Origin of the sequence: Myxococcus xanthus (assembly GCF_006402735.1) — a bacterium.
Classification (GTDB): Bacteria; Myxococcota; Myxococcia; order Myxococcales; family Myxococcaceae; genus Myxococcus; species Myxococcus xanthus_A.
Genome location: NZ_CP017174.1, coordinates 1,038,666 through 1,057,672, shown reverse-complemented (window position 1 = coordinate 1,057,672; position 19,007 = coordinate 1,038,666). Strand labels below are relative to the sequence as shown.

Here is a 19,007-nt window from a genome sequence, read left to right as displayed (position 1 = left end):
TTTCGACTTGCAGCCGAGGCAGTCTCCGACGAGGAGTTCACCTGAAGATAGACATCAACTCCCAAGGCCGACCAATCGCCCCCTGACACAGCGGGGGGCTCAAAGCCGAGAGAAGATGGATGCAGCGACAGAGCAGGCCTTACCGTTGCAATCGGCGGAACACCGCCCGGAGTACCGCACCGGCCATCGCATCCACAGACGCTTCCAGGTTCGGCACATGCCTCCGCCCCTGTCCCTCCCTCAAGACACAGCCAGTCACACTGCGACGTACTGCGGTTGCAGAAGGCTCCCCACGGGCAATCATCATCAAAGGAGCACGCACGAGGATGCGTCGTTTTCAAGGACTGGAGCAAATCCGCATCGCGAGAGCAGGTTAAATCGAGCCCTTGAACAATGACACTATTTGATTCATTCCTAGCACGCTCAGGTTCAGTTACGCCACAGGCAGCAGCAAGCATTGCCCCAAAGGCAAGCACGCCGATCCGGCCAATTCGAAAACAAACATCCACGCCAAACAATGCAAAACCTCCTCGTGAGTCCGTGCCGACTAGCACAGTCCTTATCTAGCTTGAAGGCAGCCCTACCGACGAAATCCTTGGCGCCCTGAATCTACCTTTACTGCCAGTCCTCCAACGCGTGAAGCTTGGGAACGTATCGTGGGTAAACGTCGACCGAGGCTCAAGATGGACCCATGGGGTATTCCCCAGGCGCTCGTTGGCATGTGCGACACTAGCGTGGCGCATGAGGGCTGAGCGCGACTGGCCCGTTCTGCGTGCATTCATGACCCACCCGCGTCATGGATGCTTCCGCGGAAGTAATGCAACTCAGGCGCCACACACAGAGGGAGTATGAACAAGCCACCGCTCGCACTCCGTGTCATGTGGCATTCCGACGCTGCGGCCCCCCTGCTTCCGGGCGTCGTAGGAAGAGCAAGGGCAGGATGCGCGAGTTCAAGGCCCCATAAGGAGCTGCGGTCGACAGGGCTGGCACGGGCGCTTTCTCAGGGCAGTTGAAGTTCAGTAGTCCTGCCCGGTGCGCCGCGACAAACGAGGGCCCCCGGTGAGCGGCAGTCGCGAACCGTCTCATTTGATAGACGGCTCGTCTCGTTTGGGAGAAGGGGTGGCACCGTCAAATCGCCAAAAAGAAACGGGCGGAACCCCAAGTCAGGGTTCCGCCCGTTCTGGACTTCACGGAGACAGGGTCGGCATTTCAGCCCCGTCTCCGGGTTGCCTGACGGTTACGGCTGCTCCGCCGGGCTCTGCGAGTTCTGCGGCTGACGCGCGGCGCGGACGATGAAGTCGGTCCCGTTGTCGTCCGTGTCGTGGCCGTTGCCAGCCACGGCATCGGAGCCGCCCTCCGCCATGGTCTCCGGCGTGGAGTTCGGACGCGCCTTGCGCTCGAGGCTGCCACCGGCGGCCGGGTGGGCGGGGGCCGGCGTCTTTTCCGGCTGATTCGCATTGCCGTACCCCATCTTGTCCACCGTGTTGGGGTCATCCAGGTTGTCCGCCGTGAGGTTCGGGCCGATGCGGACATGGCCGCCACCCGTCGCCGAAGCCGACATGTCGAAGCCATACCCCACGTCCTTGGTGACGGTGCCGGTGTAGCCCGTGTTGTGCGCGAGCAGCAGGTAGCCGTAGGCCTTGATGACCGTGCCGTCCGGGATGTCCGCCGAACCCGAGTAGTTCGCCGTGCTCGCAGCGCTCTTGTACTGGACCTTCCAGCCGTTCAGCGTGATGTCCGCGCCCGTCGGGTTGTAGAGCTCGATGAACTCATCGTTCTGAGCCGTCGCGCCGCGCGCGGAGATTTCACTGATGACGATATGGCCGACAGCGGGACGCTCCGCGATGGTGATGTCCACCCCGCGGGTGACGCCCGCGTAGGACGCAATCAGCCGTCCCTGGGCGTCCTCTTCGCCCGCGGTGAACGTCACGGTGCCCGTCGTCTGGCCTTCCGCGATGCTCACCGTCGAGCTCGACAGCTCGCCCATGCCCGTGGCCGGCTGCAGCGCCACGTCCACCGTGATGCCACCCGTCGGCGCCTGGCGATCCAGCGCCACCGTGAAGACCTGCTGCGTGCCGAAGTAGACGGTGGCCACCGCCGGCGTCACCGCGCTGAGCGCGGGCGGAGGCGGAAGCACCGTGAGTTCGGTAGTCCGGGTGATGCCGTACAGCGTGGCGTACACCGTGCCCGTGCCCTCGCCCTGCGCGTCCGCCGTGAAGGTGAAGGTCACCTCCGTGGCGCCCGCCGGAATCGTAGCCGAGGCCGGCACCGTGCCGTAGTTCTGCACGCCCGCACCCGGCACCACCGCCAGCGCCACGGCCGTGTCCTGCGCGGCCGGACGGTCCACCGTCACGGTGAACGTCTGCGTCCCGCCCGCCGGAATCGTCACCGCCGCGGACGGCGACAGGGCCGTCAGGCGCGGCGCGTTCTGGTCCAGCGTCACGGTGGCGCTCGCGCTGCTCGCGCCGATGCTCGCCGTCACCGTGCCGGGCTCGGTGGCCGTGGCCGCCGCGTCCGCGATGAAGGAGAACACCGCCTCCGTGGCATTCTCCGCCACGGTGAGCGTGCCGTTCGCCGGAACGAAGGTGCCGAAACCCGTCGCCGGATTCACGCTCAGCGCCACGGTGGCGTTGGCGGGAGCCGGACGGTCCAACTGAACGGTGAAGACCACCTCGCCGCCGGGCACCATCGTCACGTCACCCGGGGTGACACCCACCACCTCGGGCTGCTCGTCGGCAGCCAGCACCCGGACGGTGGCCGTCTGCGTGGAGCCGCCCAGCGTGGCCGTCAGCGTCACGCTCTGCGCGGGCGCCACCGCGTTCACCTGCACCGTCGCGGACGTCTGACCCGCGGGGATGGTGATGCGGCCGGCCGGCACGCTCAGCACGCTCACGTTGGAGGAGGTGATGACGACGTCGAGCGCCTCCGCGTAAGCGGACGACAGCGATAGCGTCAGCGCTTGCGGGAAGGTGCTCACCGGCCCCGTGCCACCCACGCGCACGTAGCCGTCCGGACCGAAGCCCGTCAGCGACGGTGGCGGCAGCGGCATATCCGCCTGGAAGCGCGGCACCAACTTGGAGTCGTTGAAGTTGTACGTCAGCACACCGCGCAGCGCGCCGAAGCGCGTACCGATGGACGGCACCGGGAAGGCATAGGCTTGGTCGTCAATCATCAGGCCCGGCTGGCCGACGTCACCCGACTCGTTCACCAGGAACTGGCCGAACTCGTCCACCGCGGTGTTGACCGCCACGTCACGGACTTCCACCAGCACACCTTCCAGCGCGGAGGCACGCGGGCCACCGGTGCGGATGTCGGCGGTCGTCACCACCACCGGCGCAGGCACCTCGTTGCCGGAGCTGCGCTTGACGTACTTGACCTCCGTCAGCTCGGGCAGACCGAAGTAGAGGACCAGCACGCCCGTGGTGATGTCGATGCGGTCACCCACCGCCAGATCACCCTTGCGCGAGTACACATAGAGACCGGAGTTATCCACGCTCGTGCCTGAGGGCAGCGGATACGTCTGCACCCAGTAGCCCTGCGAACTCGCGCCGCCCTTCACCACGCCGGTGACGACGACGTCGAGGACGGACACCGGCTTGCCCACCAGCGGCAGGCTGCCGTTCACCCGCGTCTTCAGTTCGTGGATGGTGGCGGGGCAGCCCAGGTCACCCGGGTTCGGAATGCTGGGGCACGTATCGCACGCATCGCCCTTGCCGTCGCCGTCCGCGTCCGCCTGGTCCGGGTTGGCCACGAACGGGCAGTTGTCCAGCCACGTCGAGATGCCGTCGTGGTCATCGTCGCCCACCGTGAACGTGGTGCAGGCATTGCCCTCCTCCAGCGGGCAAGGGTCGCACGCGTCGCCAATCCCGTCACCGTCCGAGTCCGCCTGCTTGCCATTGTCCATGGGGCGGATGGGGTTGAAGATGGCAGGGCAGTTGTCGACGGAGTCCACCAGCCCGTCCCCGTCCTTGTCCGCGGCGCGAACCTCGCCCGTGTAGCTGGTGGAGTTGTTCACGACAGCCGGCCAGCGCGAGTCCAGCGAGGCACGGCGGGGCGAGCACGTCGGCTCGTTCTCCGGCGTGCCGCACGCGAACAGCGGGTACTTCGCCGTGGCGCCCGACGTCAGCGCCGCCAGGTTCTTGCCAATCTCGGACTGGAGGCAGACCTCCTTCGAGGCGCCGCACACGTCCAGCGTGTCGCAGGTATCCGCGCCGCGGAGCCCGGCCATCAGCGCCTGGTCACCGTAGAGCGCCTTGCCACCCCGCATCGTGAGCACCACGTGCTCGGGGTTGGCGGTGACGACCGCGCGGTGCGGCGAATGGGCGAAGGTGCGCAGTTGGAAGATGGCCAGGTCGGCCACCTTGCCCTCGGCGATGCGGCCCGTCTTCTCGAACGTGTCCACCAGGTCCGACGCGTTCGACGTCACCATGCGCCAGAGGTCCTCGTCGCTGAAGGTCCGCGCGTAGTGCGAGGTGTTGAGGTAGTCCGCGCACTGCAGCTCGCGCAGCAGGTTCATGGAGCCGGAGCGCAGCCAGTCGGTGCCCAGCGCGATGGTGACACCCTGGTTCTTGTAGGCCGTCACCATGGCCGTGTCGCCGTACAGCGAGATGTTCGAGCGGGGCGACCAGATGAGGCCGGTGCCATTCTCCGCCATGACGCGAATCTCCTTCGCCGTCAGGCCGATGCCGTGGATGACGGCGGTGCGCGGCTGCATCACGTTGTTCTGGCCCGTAGACAGGCAGAGGAACTCGTTGAGCGCCGCGGTGGAGATGCCCTCGGAGATGTGCGGCAGGTACGCGGCCGAGCGCGGCAGCGAGCTCGTCGTCGGCATCGAGCCGTAGCCACAGCCCGACGCAATCAGGTTGCCGCTGGTGTCACCCAGCGGGAAGGTGTCGGAGTCCACCACGCCCTCGTCCAGACCTTCCTGGAGCGCGACGTTGGTCACGTCCACGTTGCGCAGCAGACCGGCTTGGCCGCCCGCGCCCGCCATGGTGGTCGCGCCCGCCATCATCTGCCGAAGCTCGCCCCAACGAATATTGTCCGCGGCATCCGCGCTCGGGCTGTTGATGCGCGTGTGGCCGTTGCGGCCGGTGCGCCACTCGTGGCGGTGCTCGTAGCGCTCCTCGGAGCCGACGTACGGCTCCATCGGATACGTGATGTGCTCGTGCGGATTCACGAGGCCCGGGGAGATGACACCACCGGGGCAGGAGACCTGCGTGGCCTCGGCGGCGCCCGCCGCGGCGGAGCAATCACAGGCGGCGCACTGGATGACACCCTGCGCGTCCACCAGCACTTGGCCGCCCACCAGCGTCTCGCCGTCCTTCAGCACCACGCCCGTGAAGAGGCGCGCGGCGGAGCCCGGCTGCGTCACCGCGCAGGTGGCGCCGTCGGGGAGCGCGGGCGCGTTGGCCGCGGGGCATTGGGTCAGCGTCGGCGTGCAGTTCGCCTGACAGCCATCACCGTCCACCGTGTTGCCGTCGTCACAGACCTCTTCGCCTTCCAGCTTGCCGTTGCCACATACCGCGCCCGGCGCGGGCGTCGGCGTACAGTTGGACTCACAGCCGTCGCCGTCCACCTTGTTGCCGTCGTCGCACTGCTCGCCCTGCTCGACGACGTTGTTGCCGCAGACCGCTTGCGGGTTGCAGCTCGCCCCCTCACAACCAGGCTCGTCGCCGCATCCAGCGTGGAAGAGGAGGACCGCGCCTAGCGCGGCGAGTAATAAACGTGGGGACATTCGCATCTCGTGGGTCTCCCGGCGGAGCCGGCCGGAGGGAAGGTGACAGGTCCTTGGCACGCGAAGAGCGTACCCCTTGAAACATTTCAGCGACACCTGACCGCACAGGTCCAGTTCCCGAGCGTCCGCCCACCCGAATGTGCCGTGGAGTACGCCGCTCGCCTCACCTCAAGTACGGGACGTTCAGTGCCTACCTGTCGGACTGGCCCGCACCCTGTTTTGACGCACCGCGAGAGCCCTGCGCACAGGCGCCGCACGCGCTACAAGCCGCTGCACGTTTCAACACCGGGAGCCCGCGTCATGGACGTCGCCGTCCTCACCTTCGAAGGCTTGCCTCAACTCGATGCCTTTGACGCATCGCTGCTGCCCGCGCTCGCGGCCCTGGGCGTGGAGGCCCGGCCCGTCGTCTGGGATGACCCGGCCATGGACTGGAAGACGGTGCGGCTGGCCCTGGTGCGCAACACGTGGGACAGCCACCTGCGCCGCGACGCCTTCGTCGCCTGGGCGGACAAGGTGGGCCGCCTCACGCAGCTCCACAATCCCGCGCCCGTGCTGCGCTGGAACACGCACAAGCACTACCTGCGCGAACTGGAGGAGAAGGGCGTGCTGGTGACGCCCACCACCTGGGTGCGGAAGGGAGACACGCTCGATGTGGGCGAGCTAGCGTTCAGGCACGGCTGGGACGCGGTGGTGCTCAAGCCCGCCGTGTCCGCGGGAGCGCTCAAGACGCACATCTTCCCGCGCGCGGAGGCCCACGTCGCCACCGCCCGGCTGGCGGAAATGACTCGCGAGGGCGATGTCATGGTGCAGCCCTACCTCACCGCCTTCGAAACGGAGGGCGAGCGCAGCTACGTCTTCTTCGACGGCGTCCTCAGCCACGCGGTGCGCCGGCCACCCACGCTGCTGGACGCGCCGCGCGGCTTCTCCGAGCCCACCGCCTTCACGCCCGAGGACGCGGCCGAGCTGCGGCTGGCAGAGTCCGTGCTGGAAGCGGTGGGCCGCCCCCTGCTCTACGCCCGCGTGGACGTGGCCACCGACAACGCGGGCCAGGCGCGGCTGCAAGAGCTGGAGGCCACCGAGCCGCGCCTGTTCCTGTCGCTCGATGCGGGGGCCGCGGGCCGGCTGGCCCGCGCCATCGTCGCGAAGCTGTGAGGCCAGACTACAGGCCGCACACCGCTGGGGCCTCGTTGCGGAAGTTGCACAGCAGCTTCGGCAGGCGCCGCTTCCAGAAGGCCCAGTCGTGCTCGGCGCCGGGCTCGTTCCAGTGGGCCACGCCGTAGCCGCGGCCGCGCAGCGCCTCCACGAACTGCAGGTTGGACTGGCAGTCGTCCCCACCCTCCTCGCCGTCCCGCGTGCAGCCCGCCACGGGTGAGCCGTGGTCCACGTAGAAGCGCACCGGCACCACCGGCTCCTGGCCCGCGCGGAGAATCATCGCGTTGCCGTCGTCGCGGTCCACCTCCCCGTCGTGGGGCCAGAACAGCGTGCCGGACTGGGAGCCCACGAAGCCGAACTTCTCCGGCATCTGGAAGCCCGCGTAGACGGAGATGAGGCCGCCCAGCGACGCGCCGGCGATGCCCGTCTCCCGCGGGCCCGTCTTCACGCGGTAGGACGCCTCCACGCGCGGCATCAGGTCGTCACGGAGGAAGGCCAGGTAGTCATCCCCGCGCGGCGTGGGCCAGCCCGGCGCGCGCGCGGGCGGGAAGGTGTACTGCGCCAGACGCACGGACTGGTCCGGCAGCGCCACGAATACGAGCACCGCCGAGTCCTCCGGCCGCGCCGCGTAGTGCGTGTCCGCCGATTCCGCGAAGGACTCGCGCGTCAGGCTCTCGTTGCCGTCGTGGAGGTACATCACCGGCAGGGCCGGGCACTCCCGCCCGTCATACGCCGCCGGCGTGTAGACGAAGACGTCGCGCACATCCCCCAACACCGTGGCGGGCACGTCGTACCACGCGGTGAGCCGGCCCTTCGCGGCGTCCTGGAGCTCCGGGTAGATGAGCGAGTTGAACTGCCCCACGTCGTACCGGTTGAAGTTGTCCCACGCGACGTTGCGCGCGCCCGGGTCCGCGATGAAGTCGCCGTCCTTCACCAGCTTGTACGGCTGCGGGCCGGTGCGCGGTACCTCCACCTCCGCCACATACAGGTCGGTGTCCCGAACCTGCACCAGCGGCGTGGCCGTGGCGGCCCAGCCGTTGAAGTCGCCGGCGACGAAGGTGTCCCGGCCGGCCTCGCCTCGCACGAAGAAGGCCACGCGAGGACGACCCGCCTTGACGTCACTCACCAGGGGCCGGCCGCCCTGCTCCTCCACCTCCGCCACGAAGCGGTCGATGGCCTCCGTGCGCTGCGCGGAGGACGTGGCGCGGCTCATCTCCAACTGCAGCCGGGTGAGCAGCCTCATGGGCGCGTTGTGCACCGTCGTGCTCCGCTGGCAGGCCCACGGCTCCTGGGTGCCCGCGTCCGGGCGCGTGCCGGCGTCCGGGTACGTCTCCGTGGAGGGAGGCGGCGGCGTGGGAGGCGGTGGGGAATCGTCTTCACAAGCCGCCAGCACGGCAGCGGCGCAGAACACGGCGGCGAGCAGGCGACGCATCGAATCTTCCAGGAGGCGGGGATGCCTTGTCCGGGGGACAGGAGCCGGTCGCGGGTGTACTACAGGGGTCGGCCCGGGCGCGAGTGGGGCATCCCACCCGGCATCTGGCCATTCGTTGACATCCCATGGCCCCCCACGCGCACGTTCTCGGGCCGCGACGGGGGAGGAAGGCTATTCAACCCGCATGGCTCGCGCTCTGCTGCTCTCGCTGCTCGTGAGGCAGCACATGGCTCTCAAGGAGAAGTTTCGCGCCAAGTACCCACACCCGTGGCTGGTGTGGGAGGCGGGCGCTTGGAATGTCCCCGAAGTGGTGGAGGGCAACGTGGCCGCCACGCGGCTGCCGCTGACGGACCTGCGGGACTGCCTGCCCGCCGGTGACGCACTGTGCTTCGAACTGGTGGGCCACACGGACGGCAGTCCGCTGCGGCTGGGCCGGGCCTCGAACAACGCGCTGGTCGTCAATGACGCCACCGTGTCGCGCGAGCAGCTCCACCTGTCCCCCACCCTGGAAGGACGCTGGTCGGTGACGCGCGTGGCCGCCTCCCGGCCGGTGACGCTGGGCGGCACGGCCCTGGAGCCGGAGCAGCCCACCGTGCTCCAGCCCGGCGCGCAGCTTCATGTGGGTGACGTGCGCCTCACCTTCCACGAGGCGGAGGACTTCAACGAGCGCATTGGCCGCATCGCCGCCCAGGTGCTCGCCCAGACGGCGGCGCCCCGCTGAGCGGGCCCAGGCCCCGCCTCCCAGGGCGGGGCCACCGCGACACCTACTGCGTGACAGGGCGCGCGCGGCTCTTCTTGTCTGTCGCGCGCTGCGTCCCGGCCGCGGGCTTCTGCCGGGGCGAAGGCAGCGCCTTCACCAGCGGCACCTCCAGCTCGGCGTGCTTGTCCAGGTTCACCATCCGCTCCAGCGGGGCATAGCCGGCCAGCTCCACGCGCAGGCGCAGCGGCGCGGACTCACCGGACACCTGCTTCACCAGCGGCGTCACGCCCAGCAGCTCGCCCGTGTCCAGGCGCAGCACCTGCGCGCCCTCCGGGAAGGAGCGCACCGTGAGCGTGACGGGCGGAAGCAGTTGGAGCGCGGCGGCGGGCGCGGCCGGAGCTTCGGCGACAGACCGGGCCACGACGTCGGCCGCATGGGCCACTGGGGCCGCGGCGGGAGCGGGCTCCGGCTGCATGCCGGACCAGGTGACCACCGCGGCCACCACCACCAACGCCGCGGTCCCCACCGTCACCACCGCCTGGCGGTGCCAGCGCCCCGTCACCGCCACCCGCACCTTGTGCGTGGGCCGCTCGGAGGCCTCCAGCGCCAGCTCCGCGGGCGCGGGCGTCAGCGCCTGGGCGGACGCGGGCAACAGGAGGAGCGCTGTCGTCACCTCCGCCAGGCTCTGCGGCCGGGCCTCGGGCTCCTTCGACAGGCAGCGCATCACCAGCTCCGCCAGTTGCGGCGGCACGGGCTCACCGGACGGCAGGTGCGAGGGCAGCGGCGGCGGCGGCTGGGTGATGATCTGCACCACCAGATGGCCAAAGGCCGGCGCCTGGAAGGGCGGCTTTCCGGAGATGAGCTCGTAGAGGATGTTGCCCACCGCGTAGATGTCGGAGCGCGCATCCACCGGCAGGCCCGCGGCCTGCTCCGGCGCCATGTACGCGGGCGTCCCGATGATGGTGCCGTCCACCGTCCCGGTGGTGCCCCCCTCGGCGGTGAGCAGCTTCGCGACACCGAAGTCCAACACCTTCACGAAGTCCGGCTGGCCCGCGCGGTGGATGACGAAGAGGTTGTCCGGCTTCACGTCCCGGTGCACCACGCCCACCTGGTGGGCCGCGCCGAGCGCCGCGCACACCTGCACCACGAAGCGCTGGATACGCGCCAGCGTCAGCGGCTCCGCCTGCGCCAGCGAGCTCAGGCTCTGCCCGCGCAGCAGCTCCATCACGCAGTAGACGTGCCCGCCCGTCGCGCTCTCGTCGACGAAGTCGAAAATCTCCACGATGTGCTCGTGGTTGATTTGATTGACGGTGCGGGCCTCCTGGAAGAAGCGCCGCACGAAGCCGCCGTCCCGCGCGTGCTCCGGCCGCAGGACCTTGAGCGCCACCTGGCGCCCCAGCCGCGTGTGCCGCGCCTGGAACACCCGGCCCATGGACCCTTCGCCCAGGAACTGCTCCAACTGGTAGTTCCCCAGCGTGGAGCCCTCCTGGAGCTCGTCACTGGCTCGGGCCCCCGCGTCACTCACGGTGGCCTCGGCCCTGGACTGCACGGTCTGCATGAAGGCGTCATCGGAGCCCATGGTGAGAAGAAATTTCCATGTCCGGGGCAAACAGCAACCCTGGATCTGCACTCTGTCTTCCCAGGGACGCCACCCACCCTCGGTGAGTGCGGGATGGCGGACAGTGACGCGCGGGAGCCGGATTCATCACAGACAGACTCCGTTCACCTGGCAGCGAGGATAATCGTTTTCGTCAGCCGACCTGAGAGGCCCGCACTGCGTATTTGTGGGGCAGTCCGCGCGGTCCTGGCAGTCCGTGAAGCCGTCCCCGTCGTCGTCCTGACCGTTGGCGCAGTCCAGCTCCTGCCGGCGCACGCACTCGCCATTCACGCAGTCCTGGAGGAAGGAACAGTCATTGTTGCAGGCGCCGCAGTGGCCCGGGTCCGTCTTCAGGTCGAAGTCCTCATCCACCGCCCCGTCGCAGTCGTCATCCAGGCCGTTGCAGGTTTCGAGGCCGGGCAGCACCTCCCCCACGCACGCGATGCTCGCATCCCGGGTACAGATAGACTCACCGGCGTGACAGAGACCCACGTCGAGCGTGCCTTCCGGCCCCGTGTAGCAGGCGGTCTCCAGGTTATCGACCAGGCCGTCGCAGTCGTCGTCCAGGCCGTTGCAGACTTCCGCGGGGTCCGGCAGGCAGCAGTACCGCGGCCCGTTGTCTGGCAGGGACGTGCAGACGTAGCCGTCACCGCCGCAGTCGGCGGTCTCCGTGCACGTGTAGGGCACGTCGTCCGGGAAATTCACCGTACAGCCCACCGCGCCCGCGACGAGCAACAGGCCACACCACACGCGCAGCCGGGATTCGAAGGTCTTCATAGGCTCTAGAAACTCCCGCCGACCATGAGGTGCAGGGACGTGGAGGCGCCGCCGCTGCTTCCAGGCGCCACGGACGTCGATGCGGGCGCGCTGCGCGCGGGCACCACCACCAGCCACGCCACGCTGCCCGCCGTCACCGCGCCGCCGCCCACCAGCAGCGCCGTGGCCAGGTTCGCCTGCGACTGCGCGTCCAGCCGCTCCTTGCGGGTGACGTCGAACACGCCATCCCCATCCGCGTCGCCCCCGCGCTTCTCCACGTCCTTGGCGGCCATGCCCATCACCACACCCGCGCCCACCGCGGCCAGCCCCAGCAGCGCCGTGTAGAGGGCGGGCCGCTTGAACAGGGACTTGCGAGGCGCCTTCCGGGAAGACGCCACGCCAGCCACGGAATCATCGGGAGGCCCATCCGGCGCCGGGCCGGAAATCTCCAGCATGACGTCCACCGTCTCTCGCGCGCCGGGCTTGAGGTCCAGGGTGCGCGCGTGGGTGCCGTACTCGTCGGCGGACACCTCCAACACCACCGGACCGGGCGCCTGACGCACCTCCACGCTGCCCACGCCCACGATGCGCTCGCCCACCTTCACCACCGCCTGCGGCACGTTGACGTTCACCGTCAGCATCGCGCGAGGCCGGGCCAACGCCGTCAGGCGCTTGGACAACATCGCGGCGGCTTCGTTCACGAAGTCCTCGTCGCGAGGGTTGCGCCCCGTCACGAAGTCCTCGTGCACCACGCGGCGATCCCTGTCGTAGGTCCACGTCCGCAACGTCCAGCCCGCGTCCTCCAAAGACAGACGCGCGGTGGTCAGCAGGTCCGCGTCCAGCAACTCCGCGGGCTCGGCGAAGCACGCGGCCTCCGCGCAGCGCACCGCCGCGTCGTGGCCCTCCGCCAGCCGCTCACGCGTCTCCACCAGGTCCGACGCCTGCGCCACCATGGCGGAGGACAGCGCCCCGCGCGCCAGGGCCTCCACCCAGCTCGACGCCTGCTGCGCGCCCGCGCGCTCTGTCGCGTAGAGCCCCACCAACGCGAAGCGAGGCAGCAAGTCCGCGTTGGCATTGCTGGGACGCAGGTCCAACCCAATGTCCATTCCCTGCTGCTCGGCGGGGGCGTCCGAGGTGAGGTCCAGACCCAACCCACCCTGCTCCTGAGCCCACGAGGGAGCAGCCAGCAGCGCGAGCGCCAGCAGGGCGGTGACGGGAGCAACGGGAATACGCATGGCCCCCTTGTATCGCGACGCTCCGCGCAACGGAATGAGGCGCCCGTGGCGCCCTCAGTCCCCGCAAAACCCGTCAATGGCGCGCGGTCTGGCTGCCTGCCCTGCGCTCGGCGGGCGTGCGGCTCGTCTGGGGAAGCTTGCCTTGGCCCCGAGGGGTCCGCATCTCCCACTCTATAGCGCAAGGAGATGCACGACATGGCGAATGGGACGCTCTGGATTCTGGTGGGGAACGCAAGCCGGGCCCGCCTCTTCGCGACGGACGCGAAGGCGGAAGAGGACTGGCGGCTGGTGGAGGAGTTCCACCACGACGAGAGTCGGGCCCGTCAGGCAGAGCTGATTGAGCAGGCGGACAACCCCAATGCCGGCACCCTGCACGGCCCGCCGGCGGAGAACGAGCCCAATGGGCGACGGGAGCTGGAGCACGACCGCTTCGCCCGCGAGCTGTCCGTGTTCCTGGACAAGGCACATGACCGGCACGACTTCGACAAGCTGGTCATCGCGGCGCCGCCGGGATTCCTGGGGAGGATTCGCCGCTCGCTGAGCGCCCGGGTCCGGCAGCGCGTCCTCCTGGACGTGGACTCGGACTACTCCAACGTCCCGGCGAAGGAGTTGCCCAACCGGGTGCCTGTCATCTGAGCAGGCAGGCGCGGGGGTGCCCTGGAGACGCGGGGCTCTGCTATAGGACGGGAGCCGACCTTTCTGGGAGGCCCCCGCACGCTGCCCGCCGCGCCACATGGCCCTTTCTCTTCCTGGAACCAAGTCCCTTCGTGGACGCCTCACGCTCTACGCGACGCTGCTGTCGGTCGTCCCGCTGCTGACGCTGACCTGGCTCCAGGCCCGTAGCGCGCGGCAGGTGATGGAAGAGCAGATTCACGCGTCGCTGCTGAGCGAGGCCGAAGGCGTGAAGGACCTGCTGGAGTCGACGCTGGCCGAACGGGAGGCGAGCGCCCGCGGCTGGGCCGAGGACCCCGCGGTCCGTGCCGCGCTGCGGGGTGACGTGTCGCCCGCCGACGCCATGCTCGGCGTGCTCCAGAGCCGCTACCTCACCCTCAACGGCATCGTCGTCTTCGACGACACCGGCCGCGCCATCTCCGCCAATACCCCCGCCCTGCGCGACGAATACCTGCGCCGGCAGGACGAGGTGCGGCGCAGCCCCTGGTTCGCGGAGGCCCAGCAGGGGCGCACCAGCAGCGAGGGCATCACCGAGGAGCACCCCATCTTCACCGGCCACGTGCTGTCGCTGGCCTTCCCGGTGCTGGACCCGGTCTCCAAGCACCGGATGGGTGTGCTGCTGGCCGCCTTCGACTGGGCGCACGTGGACCAGTTGGTGCAACCGGCGCTGGCCCGTGCCCATCAGCGCGCACTGAAGAGCTTCTCGATTACCCTCCAGCGGCCGGACGGCACGCCGATGTACGACTCGCGCGGCGCGAACGCCCAGGGCAATGACGCGCTGCTGGCCGTCACGGCCGTCAACGGCACGGACGTGCGCGACGTGGCCGACGGCTGGCACTTCGTGGCGCGCGTGGACCCGGCGGAGGCCTACGCCCCGGTGGTGCGCGTGAGCCGGGTGGCGCTGTTGATGGCGGTGGGTTTCATCGTGCTGGCCGTCGTGGGCGCGTGGCTGCTGTCGCACCGCATCTCCGGTCCCGTGCTGGCCCTGCGCGCGGCGGTGACGCGGCTGGTGAGCGAGGGCGACCTCACGCAGACGCTGGACGTGAAGGCCGGCAACGACGAGGTGGGCGAGCTGGCCGGCGCCTTCGGCCTGCTGGTGTTCCAGCTGCGGGAGACGGCGCAGAGCCTGCACACCGGCACGCGAGTGCTCAGTGAGACGGTGGCGGAGCTGCAGACGGCGTCGACGCAGCAGGAGCGCAACGTGGCCCGTCAGGCCGCGGCCCTCCAGCAGACGCAGGTGACGGCGCAGGAAATCAAGCAGACGTCGATGCTGGCCTCGGAGAAGGCGGAGGACGTGCTCAAGCGCGCCTCCATGGCCGAAGAGGTGGGACGCGCGGGCGAAGGGGCCATCCGGGACAGCCTGGGCGGCTTCTCCGAAATCCTGTCCCAGGCCGAGCAGATGACGGAGCGCATCGCCCAGCTCAACGAGCGCACGCAGCAGATTGGCGGAATCACCCAGACAGTGAAGGACCTGGCGGACCAGTCCAACATGCTGGCGCTCAACGCCGCCATCGAGTCCGTCCGCTCCGGCGAGCACGGCAAGGGCTTTGGCGTCGTGGCGCGCGAGATTCGCAGCCTGGCGGACCAGTCCATCCAGGCCACGGACCGGGTGCGCGAAATCCTGGGCGATTTGAGCAGCGCCATCCTCTCCACCGCGAAGATGACGGAGCAGGGCTACACGCATATGGAGAGCGGCCTGGAGCAGGTGCGCGGCACCGGCGAGCGGCTGAAGGAGCTGGCCGCCATCATCCAGGACAACGCCACCGCGGTGCGGCAGATTGCCGGCGCGGTGAGTCAGCAGAACGCGGGCATCGCCCAGATTTTCAGCGCGGTCACGGACCTGTCCTCCATGATGAACGACACCCAGGAGAGCCTGGCGGCCACTACCCGGGCGGCGAAGCTGCTCCAGGATGTATCCGAGCAGATGCAGGACGTGGCCCGCGCTTATCGCATCTGAAGGAGCATGCATGGCGCAGGTGAAGGCAGTGCTGCTGGACCTGGGCAACGTCCTCGTCTTCCACGACAACACCCTGCTCTTCTCCCGGCTGGGTGCCCGCGCGGGCCTGGAGGCCGCGGAGGTGGCCCGGCGGCTGACGGGCGCGGGGTGGACGGACGCCAACCGGGGCGTGCTGGGCGCGGAGGGCATCCGCCAGGACGTGTGCCGCGCGCTGGACGTGGACCTGCCCATGGCGGTGTTCGCCCCGCTGTGGAGCAGCCACTTCACGCTGCATGACGCCGTGTTGCCTCGCGTGGAGTCGCTCTTGGGCCGGGTGCGCGTGGGGCTGGTGTCCAACACCAACGCGCTGCACGTCGCCTACCTGCGCCCGCTGCTGCCGGTGCTCCAGCGCTTCGACAGCGTGGTGATGAGCTGCGAGGTGGGCCACGTGAAGCCGGAGCCGGACATCTTCCGGCTCGCGCTGGCGGGCGTGGGCTGCGCCCCGGAGGAGGCCGTCTTCTTCGACGACCTGCCCGAATTCGTCCAGGCCGCCGAGGCCGTGGGGATTCAAGGCCGGCTCTTCACCACCGCCGATGCCTTCGACGCGCAGCTCAAGGCCCTGGGTCTATGAAGCTGAGCGGATACGTCCTGCACCGGAACAACCGGGACACGCTGGAGCCGTGCCTGCGCGGGCTGCTGGCGCTCTGCGATGACGTGGTGGCGCTGGACTCCGGGGCCACGGATGGCTCAGCGGAGCTGGTGCGTTCGCTGGGCGCGCGCTCCGTGTCCCATGCGTGGCGGGGCTACGGCGCCGCGCGCGCGGCCGCGGTGAATGCCCTGGCGCCCTGTGACTACGTCTTCTTCCTCGACTCGGACGAGCTGCTGGGACCCGAGGCGGTGGAGACGCTGCGGGCGTGGAAGGCCTCTTCGCCCACGGAGGCCGTGTACCGGCTGCCCCGCCGCGACTGGGCCGAGCTGGGGACGCACCGCTTCCGCTACCGGACGCAGTGGCGAGCGCGGCTGGTGCGCCGGGACAAGGCCGTGTGGCGGCCGGAGCAGATTGTCCACGAGGCCCTGCCGAAGCTGGCGGGCGGACGCGTCCGCGCCTTCATCGAGCACCGCTTCGCCACGTCGGTGGAGTACCGCGCGCAGAAGGAGGACCGCTATGCCTTGCTGTGGGCCCTGCGCGCCCATGCCGAGCAGCGCGGCCTCAAGCCCGTGGGCGTGCAACGCCTGGCGTCCTGGGCGCGCGACTGTCTGCTGAAGGGCGCGCTGTGGCGCGGCGGCGCGGAGGCCTCCCACCTGGCATGGGCGGTCGCGGGTTACCACGCCACGAAGTACGCGTACCTGCGCGAGCTGCGCCAGGGCCGCTACCCGGAGTTGGTGCGGCTCTACGCGGAAGGCCACTACGACGCGCTGTTCGCGCGCGTGCGCGACGGCGCGCTGGGCTGACAGCCATGACCGAAGCGTGACGAAACGACCGCACCGCCATGGCCCTGGCGTTGTGCGGGCTCCCTACGGTGGCGTCCTTCCCCCGACGTCCTCCGAAAGGTCTGCTCGCGATGTCCCCTTCCCTTCTCCCCCGGTTGTCGATGTGGGCGGGCTGCTGTGCCCTGGGTCTGCTCGGCGCGTGCACGAGCGTGAACACCGCCCCCGCTGCCGCGTCGCTGTCCGTGCGTGAGCTGAACATCGTCGACGAGCACGGACAGGCGCGCATCCGCATCGCGGCGCCCATGCCCGACCCCAAGGGGCTCAAGCGCGCGGTAACGGCCTACGGCATCCAGTTCATGAACGCGTCCGGACAGGAGGTCGGCGGGCTCGGGATGCTCGACAGCATCGGCATCAACGGCCTCTGCTTCGACAGCGAGGAAGGCTACGAGGCGATGTGCATGGGGCTCATCCAGGGCAAGCCCAACATCACCTTCCGGCACGACTGGAAGGAGCGCATCGTCATCGGCGTGGAGGAGGGCGTGGCGAGCATCGTCCTGCATGATGCGAAGGGCACGCCCCACCTGAAGCTCGCGGTGGACCAGGACGGCGCCACCCGAATCGAAGAGGTGACGCCGGCCCCCGCGAGCAGGTAGCGCGCTTGGAGCGAAGGCTCATTCGTACTTCGGGATGCCGGGCTCGCTCCGGCCTTCCTCGGTCCACTTCTGGAGCGCGGGCAGCGAGAGCACCGCGTCGCGGTAGGCCGCGCTCACCGCGTCCAGCGCCACGTCGTAGGTGACGAAGCGGGTGACGACGGGCGCGTAGAAGGCATCCGCGATGGAGAAGCGGCCGAAGAGGAAGGGCCCGCCCTGGCCGAAGCGGCCGCGACAGTCATTCCAGAGGGCCTGGATGCGGGCGATGTCCTCCGCCACGCCGGGCGCACGGCCCTTGCCCGGGCTGCGCGCGCGCAGGTTCATGTTCATGTGCTGCCGGAGCGCGCTGAAGCCGGAGTGCATCTCCGCGGTGACGGCGCGGGCCACCGCGCGAGCCGCCGTGTCCTGGGGCCACAGCTGGGCCTGGGGGAAGGCCTCCGCGAGGTACTCACAGATGGCCAGCGAGTCCCAGATGGTCAGGTCGCCGTGCTGGAGCACCGGCACGCGCTTGCTGGGGGAGTACCGGGCAATCCGGTCATCAGTGTCCGGTGCAGCCAGCGGAATCACCACCTCCTGGAAGGGCTGTCCCGTGTGGGCCAGCGCGAGGTAGGGCCGCAGGGACCAGGATGAGTAGTTCTTCGAACCGACGACGAGCGTGAGCTGGGGCATGGGGCGGCCTCTATAACGCCGCTCGCCCAGGCCCGCCCGCGCTTGTGCGCGTCAGTTCGCCGCGCTCCGGCGCCCCCAGAAGGAGCGCATGCGCGACAGCAGCGGCATCCGGCGGCGGTGCTCGGGCGGGTCGATGCGGTAGACGGCCACGGGCAACCGGATGTTCTTCATCTCGCCACGGCCCAGGCGAACCGGCGGTGAAGCCAGGCGGCCTTCCACCTGACGCGCCACCGTCTCGCTGACATAGAGCGTGCCGGGACGGGCCAGCGCCTCGATGCGCGCGGCCAGGTTGACGCCTTCTCCAAACACGTCACCGTCGCGGTGGACCACCATCCCCAGGTGGACACCCACACGGAGGACGACCCGGCGCTCGGCGGACACGTCTCCATTTCGGGCGTCCAGGACGCGCTGCAATTCCAGACCGAAGTCCACCGCCGCGGGGCCGCCCTCGAACTCCAGGAGGAAGCCATCCTCCAGCCGCTTCACCTCGCGCCCTCCATGGCGCGGCAACAACTCACGGACGAGCAGCGCATGCTCATCCCGCATGTCGTTCTGGAGCGATTCGTCACGCCATGAGAGCCCATCAGGGCCTTCAATGCCCGTGAAGAGAATCGCCGATAGTTTCCCGGGTTCTGGAGCCTCCACCACCATCGCGCATCTCCCCTTTCCCCCCGGCACTGTCAGCGATGCTACATCACACAGGGCCCCCGGTCCCAGCCGAGCCCCCTCCCGGCTGGAACCGGGCCCTGGACGGCCGTCCGCCCCGGGGGGACGTGGCCGTACACGGTGGGTCCACCGGCGATGACAGGCTCCCCCCGAGGGCCCCTTGCCCTCCCTGTGCCCGCATACGCTCGGTGTTCGACATGACAGGAACCGACGTGTCAGTCCTCATCAGGATACGTAATCCCTGACGCGCCGCACCAACGCCCTGCTGCGTCCTGTCCGGGCGTGTCGGGCCTCGAACTCAGCAGGTCGGGTTCGGTCCGAGTCCTGACAGGGCACGGCCCCACGGTCCTGCCTGGCTGATATTCGAGGGGCGCTGG

The 19,007-nt window shown here is 69.4% G+C and carries 14 protein-coding genes; 7 read left to right on the top strand and 7 right to left on the bottom strand.

The features are described 5' to 3' along the window. Positions 1–1,237 precede the first annotated feature (1,237 nt). Positions 1,238–5,740 carry an amidohydrolase family protein gene (locus tag BHS09_RS04635; RefSeq protein ID WP_174259983.1) on the bottom strand — a complete coding sequence of 1,501 codons (4,503 nt, stop codon included), beginning with the start codon at positions 5,738–5,740 and terminating at the stop codon, positions 1,238–1,240. Positions 5,741–6,034: 294 nt separating this feature from the next. Between BHS09_RS04635 and BHS09_RS04630 the strand changes: the two genes are divergently transcribed. Then, the gene (locus BHS09_RS04630) at positions 6,035–6,886 is read left to right on the top strand and encodes an ATP-grasp domain-containing protein (RefSeq protein WP_174259191.1); all 852 of its coding nucleotides are present in this window, start codon (positions 6,035–6,037) and stop codon (positions 6,884–6,886) included. A gap of 7 nt (positions 6,887–6,893) precedes the next feature. Here the strand turns inward: BHS09_RS04630 and BHS09_RS04625 are convergent, their stop codons facing one another. Next, on the bottom strand, positions 6,894–8,318 hold the full coding sequence (locus tag BHS09_RS04625) for an alpha/beta hydrolase (RefSeq protein ID WP_140797274.1): 1,425 nt from the start codon (positions 8,316–8,318) through the stop codon (positions 6,894–6,896). 184 nt (positions 8,319–8,502) lie between these two features. On the opposite strand from BHS09_RS04625, the gene BHS09_RS04620 reads away from it, so the two are divergent. Continuing rightward, positions 8,503–9,039: an FHA domain-containing protein gene (locus BHS09_RS04620; protein WP_140787608.1), complete on the top strand. Its 537-nt coding sequence runs from the start codon at positions 8,503–8,505 to the stop codon at positions 9,037–9,039. Between the two features lie 43 nt (positions 9,040–9,082). Here BHS09_RS04620 and BHS09_RS04615 read toward each other — a convergent pair whose 3' ends face one another. The 3 genes from BHS09_RS04615 to BHS09_RS04605 form a co-directional block, all read right to left on the bottom strand. Next, positions 9,083–10,597 (bottom strand): serine/threonine-protein kinase, encoded by a 1,515-nt coding sequence (locus BHS09_RS04615; protein WP_140797273.1) that lies wholly within the window; start codon positions 10,595–10,597, stop codon positions 9,083–9,085. Positions 10,598–10,723: 126 nt separating this feature from the next. After that, on the bottom strand, positions 10,724–11,392 hold the full coding sequence (locus tag BHS09_RS04610; RefSeq protein ID WP_140787604.1) for a MopE-related protein: 669 nt from the start codon (positions 11,390–11,392) through the stop codon (positions 10,724–10,726). A gap of 5 nt (positions 11,393–11,397) precedes the next feature. Beyond that, entirely contained in the window at positions 11,398–12,606 is a 1,209-nt protein-coding gene (locus BHS09_RS04605; RefSeq protein WP_140797272.1) for a hypothetical protein, read from the bottom strand. A gap of 195 nt (positions 12,607–12,801) precedes the next feature. Here BHS09_RS04605 and BHS09_RS04600 point away from each other — a divergent pair, with 195 nt between their 5' ends. From BHS09_RS04600 to BHS09_RS04580, 5 genes are all read left to right on the top strand, one after another. Continuing rightward, a complete protein-coding gene (locus BHS09_RS04600) occupies positions 12,802–13,242 on the top strand; it encodes a host attachment protein (RefSeq protein ID WP_140787601.1) in 441 nt (146 codons plus the stop codon). A 97-nt stretch (positions 13,243–13,339) separates the two neighbouring features. Beyond that, complete coding sequence (locus tag BHS09_RS04595) at positions 13,340–15,235, top strand: methyl-accepting chemotaxis protein (RefSeq protein ID WP_140797271.1); 1,896 nt, start codon at positions 13,340–13,342, stop codon at positions 15,233–15,235. Positions 15,236–15,245: 10 nt separating this feature from the next. Next, positions 15,246–15,845 carry an HAD family hydrolase gene (locus tag BHS09_RS04590; protein WP_140797270.1) on the top strand — a complete coding sequence of 200 codons (600 nt, stop codon included), beginning with the start codon at positions 15,246–15,248 and terminating at the stop codon, positions 15,843–15,845. Further along, a complete protein-coding gene (locus BHS09_RS04585) occupies positions 15,842–16,666 on the top strand; it encodes a glycosyltransferase (protein ID WP_140797269.1) in 825 nt (274 codons plus the stop codon). Before BHS09_RS04590 ends, BHS09_RS04585 begins: the two co-directional genes overlap by 4 nt. 38 nt (positions 16,667–16,704) lie before the next feature. After that, entirely contained in the window at positions 16,705–17,298 is a 594-nt protein-coding gene (locus tag BHS09_RS04580; protein ID WP_140797268.1) for a hypothetical protein, read from the top strand. Between the two features lie 18 nt (positions 17,299–17,316). Here the strand turns inward: BHS09_RS04580 and BHS09_RS04575 are convergent, their stop codons facing one another. Both BHS09_RS04575 and BHS09_RS04570 read right to left on the bottom strand, forming a co-directional pair. Then, entirely contained in the window at positions 17,317–17,964 is a 648-nt protein-coding gene (locus BHS09_RS04575) for a glutathione S-transferase family protein (RefSeq protein ID WP_140787591.1), read from the bottom strand. A 51-nt stretch (positions 17,965–18,015) separates the two neighbouring features. Further along, positions 18,016–18,615, bottom strand: a complete 600-nt coding sequence (locus tag BHS09_RS04570) for an adenylate/guanylate cyclase domain-containing protein (protein WP_140787589.1) — start codon at positions 18,613–18,615, stop codon at positions 18,016–18,018. Positions 18,616–19,007: the final 392 nt, after the last annotated feature.